The sequence below is a fragment of the Halorhabdus amylolytica genome, from assembly GCF_004944975.1.
In the GTDB taxonomy this organism is placed as follows: domain Archaea; phylum Halobacteriota; class Halobacteria; order Halobacteriales; family Haloarculaceae; genus Halorhabdus; species Halorhabdus amylolytica.
This window is the reverse complement of sequence record NZ_SPQG01000009.1, coordinates 131766-142452: the sequence shown is the minus strand read 5'-3', so window position 1 is coordinate 142452 and position 10687 is coordinate 131766. Positions and strand designations below refer to the sequence as shown.

Sequence of the window (10687 nt, the reverse complement as noted above, 5' to 3'; positions counted from 1 at the left end):
CGAGCACGACGATCACCGGCAGTACTCGGTATTCATGACGAATCGCGGTAGTGGGTTCCTCGCCGAATACGGCTACCGCTGGGAGATCGAGAGCGGATATAAATCGATCAAGCGGTTCATGGCTGCGACGACCTCGAAAGATTTCGGGCTCAGGTTCTTCTACTTCGCGTTCGCCTGTCTGTTGTACTCGATCTGGCGAGCGGTGGACCCGCTCGTGCAGGTCGAATTGACTGGTGAGTATGAACGCTCGCCGATCGTGACGGCCGATGCTACGCTGACACTGCTGAAGAAGGAAACCGGAATTGGATAGAGAGAGGTATTACCCGTGTTAGTGCGGCGTCTGAGTGGCAACGCTGTCGGAAGCCGTCGAAATTCGCGTATGTGGTTGGTATTTCAACAAGAATAGTCGTTTGGAGAGCAATCTGAGCCAGTTCTCGATCACTGAGCCAGTTCTCGATCACTGAACCAGCCGAAACCACGAATCACAGCCCCGCTAAGCCTACTATAGCCTCAACTCCACGGCCGGCAGTCCCATCCCACTCGGAACGCCCCCGTCATATCTGACAGAATATACTTCTGGCAACGACCAGTTTTTACGACCGGGGGTCGAATTACCGGGAGAACGATGTCCGGAGAGATCCTCGTCGTCGACGACGACGAGCCGATCCGGCTCCTGGTGAGTCACCGGTTACAAAGCGCTGGTTACGACGTACGCGTCTGTGAAGACGGGCGGGAAGCGGCCGACCTTCTCGCCGAAGGCTTCGAGCCAACGCTGGCAGTCCTCGACGTGATGATGCCCAGGCTGGACGGGACGCGACTGTTACGGATGATCCGTAACAGCGAGTTTCCGGTCGACGCCGACCTCCCGATCGTCATGCTGACCTCCCGTGGCCGCGAGGAACACGTCCTCGACGGGTTCGAGAGCGGTGCGGACGACTACGTGACGAAACCGTTTCGGGCCGCGGAACTACTGGCTCGCGTCCGGAAGTGTATCGATGAGTGACCGCCACATCCCTGGACAGAGCTGATGACCGAAATCGTCTCTGCGTTCGGCTACAGCGTCTCGCTCACTGTCGTGCTGATCGTCGCGGCGCTGGTCATCGGCCTGGCGCTGGCCGTCATGTTCTGGCTCACTGTGGGCCTCTCGATCTACCGATCGATAGAGGACACCCGCCGTGCTCGGGTGCGTGACGAGCTACAGGAACAGCTACTCGAGGGGACGTTCGACCCCGATTTCGACTGGGAAACGTGGGTTGCCGGTCTCTCGGGCGTCGAGCGCGACGTGGTCGAGTCACTGCTGGACGAGTACCTCCGCGAACTCGACGGTCAGAACGTCGAACGGCTCCGGGAACTGGGTGACGCCCTCGGGATTGCTGACCGATCGAAGCGCCGTCTGGAGCGGGGTGGTGAGTACGAGCGGCTATACGCGCTGACCTGGCTCACGCTCCTGGAACGGCCGGAGAACCTCCACGCCGCCGAGTTCAGTCCCCGGACACAGCGCGAGCGGGCGGCTGTCGCGCGTCTCCGCTACGAGAGCAACGATTTCGAGAACCCACGGGAGGGGATCTCGCTCCTGCTTGAAGGTGCGCGGTCGCAGTTCACCGTCTTCGGCCAGGACACGCTGTACCGGATCGGAACCGAGGATCCCGAAGCCCTGCTGGACGTGGCAGAGCGGAACTACGCGACGTGGCCGGAGCCACTCCTGGTCCAGGTCCTGGTGGTCTGTCGCCATCTCGCGGCGGGCGTCACGACTGAGGACCTCTCCTGGCTGACGGCTGCACTCGAAGCCGACAACGAAGCCGTCCGGGAAGCGGCTGCCCTGGCCCTCGGCAACGTCGGCTGGCGGAAGGACGTCCGGAGCGACCTGTTCCTCGACAGGTTAGTTGCTGATCCCTCACCCCGCGTCCGCGGCGCAATCTATCGCATGCTCGCCCGATGGAGCGACCAGCAGGCACTGGACACACTGCTCCGCGCGCTCGAAAACGAGTTCGATCCCCGAACGCGTCTCCTCGGCACCGAGGCGCTGGGAAGCCAACGCGATCAACTGCCGGAAGAACGGGCCACGGCGCTGGGCGACGCCTGGACATGGAGTCACGAACACGCAAAGTACGACCGGACCGCACGGAATCCAGGCGGAGTGAGGGGTTGAGAGATGCATACGCTCGATCACGCCGTTGTGCAGTTCATCGTCGGATTCGGACTCTTCGTCGTCGGCTTCTACGTCCTCATCAACGGCTATTATCTCTGTATCCACGTCCTGGCGCTGCTGGAACTCCGTGACGACGTTCGGGAATCGCGCTGGGACCCCCCGTTCCGGCGGTTCGCAAGTCCGTTCTACCCAGGGATTGGGATCGTCGTGCCGGCGTACAACGAAGCCGCGACGGTCGTCGAGAGCGTCCAGTCTTTGCTTGCGCTGAACTATCCCGAAGTCGAGATCGTCGTGGTCAACGACGGATCCACCGACGAAACCCTCGAACGACTCGTCGAAAACTTCGACCTGGAAGCCGTCGAGGCCGAGGTCCCGATCGACGTCCCGGCCGAAGAAATCCACGACGTGTATCGGTCGACGATCTACGAGGAGTTGCTCGTCGTGGACAAGGACAACGGCGGCAAGAGCGACGCGCTCAACGCCGGCGTCTGGCTGACGGACATGCCGCTGTTCTGTGCCGTCGATTCGGACACCGTCATCGATCGGGACGCGCTCCTGGAACTTGTCGGTCCGTTCCTCGAACGACCCGAGACGGCCGTGGCCTCGGGCGGCGTCATCCGGGTCGCCAACGAATGTTCCATCGAGGACGGCATCGTCAAGTCCGTCACCCTGCCGAAAACCGGACTCCCCGGACTGCAAGTGATGGAGTACCTCCGGGCGTTTTACTCCGGCCGCCTCGGCCTCAACCGGATCAAGGGGCTCATCCTCATCTCCGGCGCGTTCGGGCTGTTCCGGACCGACGTCGTCCGGGAGATCGGCGGCTACCGCCAGGACACGATCACGGAGGACTTCGACATCGTCGTCCGGTTGCATCGCCACCTGATGGACGAGGGTCGAGCATACACCGTGGACTTCGTCCCCGAACCGGTCGCGTGGACGGAGGTTCCGTCGACCCGTCGGGTTCTGGGCCGCCAACGTCGGCGCTGGTACCGCGGCATGGTCGAGACCGTCGTCACCAACCGTCGCATGTTGTTCAACCCGACGTACGGTCGGGTCGGGACGGTCGTGATGCCCCTGTTCGTTGCCGCCGAGACGATCGGCCCGCTCGTCGAAGGAATAGGCTATCTCGTCTTGCCGCTGGCCTGGTACTTCGGGTTCCTGGACGTGGAGTTCGTCCTCATCTTCTTCCTGTTAACGACGGGATTCGGAGTCTTTCTGTCGTGGTTCGGGGTCTTCAGCGAGGTCTGGAGCTTCAATCGCTACGACAGCCCCAGTCAGATCGTCCGGTTGTTATGGTACGGTGTCCTCGAAAACCTCGGTTATCGACAGTGGAAGACGCTCGTCGCCTGGCAGGGCCTGCTGGAGTATCTGAAGGGGGTCGACACGTGGGGAGCTATGGAGCGAGCGGGATTCGGGACCGAGGAGGAGTAAGCCTAAACGAGTTACGGGCCAAGGTGACACATGGCGGAATCCGAAGCGACGAACTACTTCAGAGATCTCTACGAACTCGGCGCCGATCCGTCGTTATCGCTGTCCGAGAAGATCGAACGTGCGATCAACCTCGGCCGCGATCGACTCGGCGTTCCCTACGGCGTGCTGTCCTACACGGGTAGTGGGGATTACGAGATCGTCGACTCGACGTTCTCCGAGGGAGACTACGTCGCCGGCTCGATCCACGATATCGAGACGACCTGGTGTCGTCACGTCGTTGCGGACCGGGAGTTGCTGGCGATAGCCAACGCCGGAGAGTCCGCCTACAGCGAGGATATCGCTCGGGAAGTGACGGGCCTCCAGTGTTACATCGGCGCACCGATTCTGGTCGACGGGGAAACCTACGGCACGCTGTGCTATTCCGGCGAGAATCCGCGTGAAACCGAATTCACGGACGACGAGAAGCTTTTCGTCCGATTGCTCACCCGCTGGATCGGCTACGAACTGGAGCGGGAGAAACACTACCAGTCCCTGGACGCCCAGAACGAGCGCTTGAACGAGTTCGCGGGGATGCTCACCCACGACCTCCGGAACCCGCTGACCGCCGCCCGTGGATACACAGAACTGGTCGCCGAATCTGTCGACGAGCCGGAGGCGAGTTACCTTCAGACGGCGCTGGACGCACTCGACCGCATGGAGACACTCATCGGCGAGACGCTCGCTCTGGCCCGGAAAGGGGGCGACGTCGGGGAGCGTGAGCCCGTCGACCTCGGCGGACTCGCTCGGACCGCCTGGCAGACCGTCGACCCGGCCGAAGCGACGCTCGTCGTCGAGACGGATCGGCTGGTCATGGCCGACAAGTCCAGGCTCCTGCAGCTGTTCGAGAACCTCTTCCGGAACGTCGACGAACACTGCGGGGATGGGACGACGGTCTCCGTCCGGGGCACTGCGGACGGGTTCGAAGTCACCGACGACGGCCCGGGACTGCCGGAAGACATCGCGGACGCACTCTTTGGCGGGGACTTCGAATCTACCCGCCCCGGACTCGGGCTGGTGATCGTCGAACGGGTCGTCTCCGGCCACGGCTGGGACGGACACGTCGAGGTGGGGGACGGAACGACGTTCGTGTTCTCCGGCGTCGGTGAAGTGACCGAAAACCCACCCGTTCAATGACGAAAACGTCGACTCTCGATCCGCATTCGTGTCCGACGATCGAGGTCACCTCGAAGCTGAGAGAGAGAGAACCCTGTGAGGAACGTCGCGAAAAAAAAAAGACTCGCAGAAATCGGCGACCAAGCCTCAGCCGGGATTTGAACAGCGCAAGACGGTCGCTCACTTCGTTCGCGCTGCGGCTTGCTGGCTCAAATCCCGGTGTCACGCTCACACGAACTGTGGGGACGCGGCGCGATGAAACGCGCCGCTCGCAGATAGTATTTCGAGAAGAGCCTAGGCCCGAATTTGAACAGCGAAAGACGGTCGCTCACTCCGTTCGCGAAGACGTCGCAGAAAGCCTAGGCCGGGATTTGAACCCGGGCTCTCGTCCTTACCAAGGACGCGCTTTACCGCTAAGCTACCCAGGCGCGTACCCCGGACTTACCGGGAGTTAACTTTAGGCGTTTCGATTCTCAGTGATCGGCGGAAGTCCGTACACCGTCGCCGCCGGTCGAATCGATCGAGACGAGCGCCGACAGGCGTTCGTTGGGGAACGTCGGCGTTCCGCCGTTCGTGAGGGCCGAATCCGCCATCGACGTCGCGTACTCCCGCAATCCGGGCGAGGGCTGGCCACCCACGGCGGTCGTCCCGGCGACGGTAGCTAGTTCGAAGACGTCGGCCTCGAGGTTCCGATCCAGCGAGTGATCCCCGGTCTCGCGGCGGACAGTCTGATCCCGGCCGAACGCCCGGACCGTTTGGACTGCCTCGTCCGAGGCTTCCGTCCGGGCCAGCAGGTAGAACCCGCGACCGACCAGGATGTCGGCGATCAGCACGTCGAGGTCACCCTCCGCCTCGCGACCGGAGAGCCACGGCGGATCCCGGGCGAGCGTTCGGGTGAGCCCGAGTCCCTCGTAGATGAGCTGGACCCCCGCGGCTCGCTTGGCGACGGCGTCGGCCAGCGGGTCGTCCGGACGCTCGATGACTGCGTGGGCCGAACCGGGGGAGCGCTGTTCGAGGACGGCACGGGCACAACTGATCGTCAAGACGCCCGCCGTCATCGTACTACCTTCGAGACGGGAGACGATCCGATCGTGCAATCGCTCTGGTTCGACGTCCTCGACGGCGTCCGTGGCGGCGCGGCGAACCACCGCGGCTTCCTGCATTACGCCGAACTAGCACAGGCAAAGTCAAAGACCTTTGGAAAGGGTCCGTTTTGCCACCCTCCAATCTGTCCCGTCAATCACCGCTACCTACAGCGGTTCCGGCGCCGGCGGAGTCGCTCTCTTGTGGGCGCTGCGTTCGTACAGCGCACGAACGTGCTCGACGACTGACTGCTCGACCCCGACGATCTCTGCGGTCGCGCTGGCGCCGGCACCCGCTTGGACGTGGAGCGCCAGGATCGAGTCGATGGTGTCGTACTCGACGCCCAGTTCGCCCTCGTCAGTTTGATCGACCCACATCCCCGCAGTCGGCGTCCGGGAAGCGATGTCCTCGGGGACACCGAGGTGGCGAGCCAGCTGACGGACCTGCTGTTTGTAGAGGTTGGCGATCGGATGGCAGTCGACGGCCCCGTCGCCATACTTCGTGAAGTAGCCCGTCAGCGATTCGGTCCGGTTGCCCGTCCCCAACACCAGCGCGTTCTCCGTGTTGGCGACGAGATAGTTCAGCACGGCGCGGGCCCGCACACGGACGTTACCGACGGCCATCCGGTTGCCCTTTGCGTCGGGATACGCATCGAGGAACGTTTCGACGATGGGTTCGATCTCGATCACGTCGTACTCGATCCCCAGATCCTCCGCGACTCGCTCGGCGTCGCTCATCGTCTCCGGATCGTTGACCTCACTGGGCATCACCAGCCCGTGAAGCTTCTCGACACCGAGTGCCTCGACAGCGAGGTAGGCCACCGTCGAACTATCGACCCCACCGGACAGTCCGAGTACGGCCCCTTCGACGCCAGCTGTCTCGATTTGCTCGGTGATGAAGGCGGAAATGTGCTCGCGACGGGCAATCAGTTCGTCCTCGGACAACCGTAGATCGAGCGGCGATTCACCCCTTGCGATCGACTCAGTATCTGACATCTGTTTCGTGAATTGAGCTCCAGAGACTAATAGGCATTTGTCCCACCCGTTCACCTGGACGGTCGTTTACTGTCACATCACTCGTCTGGACGAACAAACTCGTCTGGACGAACAAACTCGTCTGGACGAACAAAGACTGAAACTGACGCACGTAGCCGATTACGAACGGGGAGTGCTCCGTCGGAATACGAACCAGGACGGTCTGTCGAGAGGCGTCGAGGACACATTGACACTGACCGAAAGGTCTTTCAAATGCCCCGGAATTTGGTGACACTATGCACGACTCTCGGCCCTCCAGCGGAGTCACAACTGTTGTGACGGTGCTGTTCCTCTGTACCACACTCGCTTTGGGCGTCCCGTTCGCCGCGGATGCACAGGGTTCGTTCGTTTCAGTGACGAACGTCTCCCATACGCCCGAGACGCCGACAGTCGGGGAGACCTTCGAAATCGAGTTGACGATACAGAACCTGGGTGGATCGGGGGATCAGGGAGTCACGATCAACGAAGTCTATGCCCAGACGCCGGGACAGGGGACGTACTACGCAGACGACCTCGGGACGCTCCCGCCGGGAGGATCGATGACCGTCACGGTCCCAGCGAGCATCGACGAACCCGGGACACACAGCTTCGACCTCAAGATCAACGGAGTTGACTCGCGGGGGGACGTGGTCACGATCCGTCATCCGGTCACGGTCCGGGTACTCGATGCCGAGAGCCCGCAGATCGAGATCGACTTCGAACGCGAGGAGGGCGTCGTCGGCGTCGAATCGCAGGCGAACGTGACGATCGCCAACGGATTACCGGATGCGATCCGGAATCTCCGTCTCGAACTACACGGAGACGGGATCGAGGTCGATTCCGCGACACGCGTCAACTCCGAACTCCCGTCGGCCAGAGAGCAGACGCACTCGTTCACGGTGACGCCGACGGAAACCGGCATCCGGTCGGTGACCGCGGAACTTCGATATACCGACAGCACCGGACAGTCAAAGACGATCAAGACGAGCGAGTCCCGCCAAGTCGAGGAACTCCGGCGCCAGTTACAACTCGACGTCAGAACGATCGAGTCGGATTCGGTCGTCGAGGTGTCAGCGATCAATCTCGGGAACGCACCCATCGAGGATGTTGCGGTGCGGGCGGACAGCGACGCGGCAACCCTGTCGACGGGACTGATCGACCGGATCCCGGCACAGCGGTCCCGGACGGTTCGTCTCAACGTAACTGACATCACGGCTCCGCGCCCGGAACTGGATCTCAGTGCTGCGTACGACATCGCCGGAGATCGCTTCGAGGAACGGACGACGGCGACAGCTGTACTCGTCCCCGGGAGGGTCGAACTCACGGGAATCGAAGTCACTCCCAGGGGCGGCAGCGTCCAGCTTTCGGGGACGGCGAGCAACGTCGGTGCCACGTCGGTCTCGGCGGTGACCGTCCGCGTCCTGTCTGATGAGGATGTCGCACCGGCCAGTTCGGGACAAGAGTACTTCGTCGGAGAGATCGACAGCAGTGACTTCGCGTCGTTCACGGTGAACGCTCGCCTCGCCGATCCGGGCAACAGAACGACGATCCCGCTCTCGGTGACCTACCTCGTCGACGGACAACAGCGCCAGACGACGCTGAACGCGAGCTACGAGCCAATCCCGACACCTGATCCCTCACAGACGGGCGGGGGTGGTCTTCCGATCATCCCGATCGTCGTCGTGCTCGTCCTCGTGGGTGCCGGCGCGTTTGTCTGGAGGCGTCGCCGTGCTGATTGAAACGCGCAACGTATGGCGCCGGTATACGCTCGGCGGGGAGATCGTGACCGCGCTCGCGGACGTCAGCTTCGGCGTCAAGCCGGGCGAGTTCGTCGCCGTCGTCGGCCCGTCCGGATCAGGGAAGTCGACGCTACTGAACCTCATCGGACTGCTCGACACGCCCGACGAAGGAACGGTGCTGGTCGACGACGTCGCGGCGGAAACGCTGTCGGACGGACAACGGACCGAGCTCCGCCGGGACACGATCGGGTTCATCTTCCAGGACTTCTATCTCATCCCGACACTGACCGCTCGGGAGAACGTCGCCCTGCCGCAACTGTTCACAGAATCAGCGACTGAGCGCAACGAGCGAGCTGTCGCCCTGTTGAGTCAGTTCGGCCTGGGCGATCGGACAGAACACACGCCGTCGGAGCTGAGCGGCGGGCAACAACAACGGGTCGCGATCGCCCGTTCACTGATCAACGATCCCGCAGTCGTCCTCGCCGACGAGCCGACGGGGAACCTCGATCAGAACACAGGCAAGACCATCCTCGGGGAGTTCGAACGTATCACGGACGACGGAACGAGCGTCGTTGCCGTCACACATGACCGGCTCGTAACTGACTTCGCCGACCGGGTAGTCGAACTCGTCGACGGTCGCGTCGGCGACAGCACGAAAGCAACGCAGCATGTCTCCTAAATCGCTCGCAGACCGGCTGCCGGTACTGTCGCTGGCGATCCGGAACCTCTCACGGTCGAAAACTCGGTCGGCGCTGGCAGCGATCGGTATCGCGATCGGTGTCATCGCGATCGTCTCGCTGGGCATGTTCGGGTCCGCGTTCCAGCGATCGCAGATGCAAAACATCGGCACGATCGGGAACAACGTCGGTGTCTTCCCAGGCGAAGACCTGGATCGTGCCAACTTCACCGAAAGGCAACTCCGGGAAATCCGCCGGGCGGCACAGCCAGCGGATCTGATCGCCATCAAACAGGACGTCCGGGAGATGAGATCTCGCGACGGGACCACCGATCAGACCGTCTACGGTATCGCTGATCCGGACCGGCTTTTCGACGTCCGACAGGGAGCGATCCCCGATAACTGGCGCAGCGGTATCATCGTCGGCGATCAACTCGCAACGATCGAGGGGATCGAGACCGGCGACGCGCTGAACCTCGACGGACAGACCTACCGCGTCGCGGCAGTTCTCGAGGACGCCGGACAGGCCACGCTCGTCAACCCGAACAACGCGGTCATCCTCCCCCCGTCTCGGTTCGCCGAGGACACATACACGCAGGTTATCGTCCTGTCGGACACGACCGCTGAGGCGACCCGGACGGCCGAACGCATCCGGACGGCGATGAACGACCGCCGTGAACGCGTCCAGGTCTTCGAGTTCAGCCAGCTTGCCCAGCAGATCAACCAGCTGTTTCTCCAGCTCAACCTGTTTCTCATCGGAATCGGTGCAGTCTCGCTTGTGGTCGCAGGGACCAGCATCCTCAACGTGATGTTGATGAGTACGGTCGAGCGACGGGGTGAGATCGGCGTCCTCCGCGCAGTCGGCTTCAAACGCTTCGCAGTCTTACGTATCTTCCTGACAGAGGCTGCTATGCTCGGGCTCATCGGCGGGAGTGCCGGCGTCGTCGTGAGCGTCCTCATCGGGACCGGCATCCACAGCCTCTTCCTCGGGGATCCCTTTGCGTTCGACACGCTGAGCGTGATCTACGTCGTCGGCGGGTTCAGCTTCGGGATCGGCTCGGGTCTGATCAGCGGGGCCTATCCGGCCTGGAAAGCGTCGCGACTCGATCCCGTCGAAGCGCTCCGGGAGTGACCGCCTCGCTGATTCTCGAATCTAGCGGAACGCAGGAAATACGAGCAGCGTCGCGGAACGGTCAGTCCGGTCGAATCACTCGCCACCGTGTTGCCGTCGGGAAGCGCTACGTTGAAGTGCTGGGACGTTCGACCCTATGGATACGACGCGTCAGTATCAAGACGGATGCAGTCCGTCGATGCTCGGCGTGCGAAGACAATGTGCGCCGGTGTCTTGCCGAGCGAGGCAAGGTTCGGAACGCGAGGTGACGAGCGTTCCGGTGGTGAGACGGGCACTGTCCGTCGATCCTCGGCGCGAACGAGTGAAGCGCCG

At 62.6% G+C, this 10687-nt stretch carries 9 protein-coding genes, 1 tRNA gene and 1 pseudogene; 8 read left to right on the top strand and 3 right to left on the bottom strand.

The window, feature by feature from the left end; translation table 11 throughout:
• The 5 genes and pseudogenes from E3374_RS17715 to E3374_RS12170 form a co-directional block, all read left to right on the top strand.
• A pseudogene (locus E3374_RS17715) lies at nucleotides 1-310 on the top strand (transposase); the annotation flags it as partial.
• A 315-nt stretch (nucleotides 311-625) separates the two neighbouring features.
• Nucleotides 626-1003: a response regulator transcription factor gene (locus tag E3374_RS12185; RefSeq protein ID WP_136689336.1), complete on the top strand. Its 378-nt coding sequence runs from the start codon at nucleotides 626-628 to the stop codon at nucleotides 1001-1003.
• A 24-nt stretch (nucleotides 1004-1027) separates the two neighbouring features.
• Nucleotides 1028-2149 (top strand): HEAT repeat domain-containing protein, encoded by a 1122-nt coding sequence (locus E3374_RS12180; protein WP_136689335.1) that lies wholly within the window; start codon nucleotides 1028-1030, stop codon nucleotides 2147-2149.
• Between the two features lie 3 nt (nucleotides 2150-2152).
• The gene (locus E3374_RS12175; RefSeq protein WP_136689334.1) at nucleotides 2153-3580 is read left to right on the top strand and encodes a glycosyltransferase family 2 protein; all 1428 of its coding nucleotides are present in this window, start codon (nucleotides 2153-2155) and stop codon (nucleotides 3578-3580) included.
• 30 nt (nucleotides 3581-3610) lie between these two features.
• Entirely contained in the window at nucleotides 3611-4753 is a 1143-nt protein-coding gene (locus E3374_RS12170) for a sensor histidine kinase (protein WP_136689333.1), read from the top strand.
• A gap of 335 nt (nucleotides 4754-5088) precedes the next feature.
• On the opposite strand, the gene E3374_RS12165 is transcribed toward E3374_RS12170, so the two are convergent.
• The 3 genes from E3374_RS12165 to E3374_RS12155 all read right to left on the bottom strand — a co-directional run bounded on the left by E3374_RS12165 (nucleotide 5089) and on the right by E3374_RS12155 (nucleotide 6810).
• A tRNA-Thr gene (locus E3374_RS12165) sits at nucleotides 5089-5160 on the bottom strand.
• Nucleotides 5161-5205: 45 nt separating this feature from the next.
• Nucleotides 5206-5895: a DUF7114 family protein gene (locus E3374_RS12160; protein ID WP_136689332.1), complete on the bottom strand. Its 690-nt coding sequence runs from the start codon at nucleotides 5893-5895 to the stop codon at nucleotides 5206-5208.
• 87 nt (nucleotides 5896-5982) lie between these two features.
• On the bottom strand, nucleotides 5983-6810 hold the full coding sequence (locus E3374_RS12155; RefSeq protein ID WP_136689331.1) for an NAD+ synthase: 828 nt from the start codon (nucleotides 6808-6810) through the stop codon (nucleotides 5983-5985).
• Between the two features lie 275 nt (nucleotides 6811-7085).
• Here E3374_RS12155 and E3374_RS12150 point away from each other — a divergent pair, with 275 nt between their 5' ends.
• The 3 genes from E3374_RS12150 to E3374_RS12140 are packed head-to-tail and all read left to right on the top strand — an operon-like array spanning nucleotide 7086 to nucleotide 10375.
• Nucleotides 7086-8567, top strand: coding sequence for a COG1361 family protein (locus E3374_RS12150; RefSeq protein ID WP_136689330.1), 1482 nt, complete (start codon nucleotides 7086-7088; stop codon nucleotides 8565-8567).
• Complete coding sequence (locus E3374_RS12145; RefSeq protein ID WP_136689329.1) at nucleotides 8557-9246, top strand: ABC transporter ATP-binding protein; 690 nt, start codon at nucleotides 8557-8559, stop codon at nucleotides 9244-9246. Before E3374_RS12150 ends, E3374_RS12145 begins: the two co-directional genes overlap by 11 nt.
• Nucleotides 9236-10375, top strand: a complete 1140-nt coding sequence (locus E3374_RS12140; protein WP_136689328.1) for an ABC transporter permease — start codon at nucleotides 9236-9238, stop codon at nucleotides 10373-10375. Before E3374_RS12145 ends, E3374_RS12140 begins: the two co-directional genes overlap by 11 nt.
• The last annotated feature ends 312 nt before the right edge of the window (nucleotides 10376-10687 follow it).

What these genes read in the sequence shown, in the direction of transcription:
- E3374_RS12185 (WP_136689336.1), top strand. Translation starts at nt 626, where the DNA reads ATGTCCGGAGAGATCCTCGTCGTCGACGACGACGAGCCGATCCGGCTC.
- E3374_RS12180 (WP_136689335.1), top strand. Translation starts at nt 1,028, where the DNA reads ATGACCGAAATCGTCTCTGCGTTCGGCTACAGCGTCTCGCTCACTGTC.
- E3374_RS12175 (WP_136689334.1), top strand. Translation starts at nt 2,153, where the DNA reads ATGCATACGCTCGATCACGCCGTTGTGCAGTTCATCGTCGGATTCGGA.
- E3374_RS12170 (WP_136689333.1), top strand. Translation starts at nt 3,611, where the DNA reads ATGGCGGAATCCGAAGCGACGAACTACTTCAGAGATCTCTACGAACTC.
- E3374_RS12160 (WP_136689332.1), bottom strand. Translation starts at nt 5,895, where the DNA reads ATGCAGGAAGCCGCGGTGGTTCGCCGCGCCGCCACGGACGCCGTCGAG.
- E3374_RS12155 (WP_136689331.1), bottom strand. Translation starts at nt 6,810, where the DNA reads ATGTCAGATACTGAGTCGATCGCAAGGGGTGAATCGCCGCTCGATCTA.
- E3374_RS12150 (WP_136689330.1), top strand. Translation starts at nt 7,086, where the DNA reads ATGCACGACTCTCGGCCCTCCAGCGGAGTCACAACTGTTGTGACGGTG.
- E3374_RS12140 (WP_136689328.1), top strand. Translation starts at nt 9,236, where the DNA reads ATGTCTCCTAAATCGCTCGCAGACCGGCTGCCGGTACTGTCGCTGGCG.